Genomic DNA, 596 nt, shown 5'->3' on the forward strand with positions numbered 1-596 from the left:
GGTCCTTTTGATGCACGCGAAAAGGTAATACGTAAGTCTTCCTCGCCATCAGAGTCGATATAGCTGGCATTGACTGAGTGCTTGGCAAGATCCGCTCGCCCTTGCAAGAAAAGGTCGTAGCGTCGATCCAGCTCTCCTCGATTGTTCTCGATATCTTTGGCAAGCGAAAAATCAAATTGAGGAACAGACCACCACTCATAAGTATTCGGGATATAGTGATCAGGAATGGTTTGAATCTGTACGCTTTCTATCTGCTCGCGTTTTTTTTCTCTTTCTAACTTTGCCAAGACCGGAATCGTTGAATCTTCCTGGACGCGAAGCTGTAGCTGAGGCACATCGATTGCAAACTTAATACCCAGCAAGAATTGCGCTGTTTGCTGATCAAGGTATAGATCAAACCCATCCTCAGCAAAACGAACCCGATCATTCCACGGCTGCAACACGCCGCCCAAAAAAAGCTGCTTATTTTGCAAATCGAGGTCAATCGTGTTGGCTTCCGAGCCGCGCCAACCAGAAACCGACAAATCCTCCGCGTCAGCTTCAAGCGCGATATCCAGAATGCTTGCGATATTTGCAATCGGGACGAGCGTCACTTC

1 protein-coding gene is annotated in these 596 nt (G+C 47.8%); it reads right to left on the reverse strand.

What is annotated here, in order from left to right; translation table 11 throughout:
- A partial coding sequence (locus tag A3750_RS25665) for a hypothetical protein (protein WP_197474798.1) occupies nucleotides 1–596 on the reverse strand: 596 nt, incomplete at both ends.

It is taken from the genome of Oleiphilus sp. HI0079 (assembly GCF_001635105.1).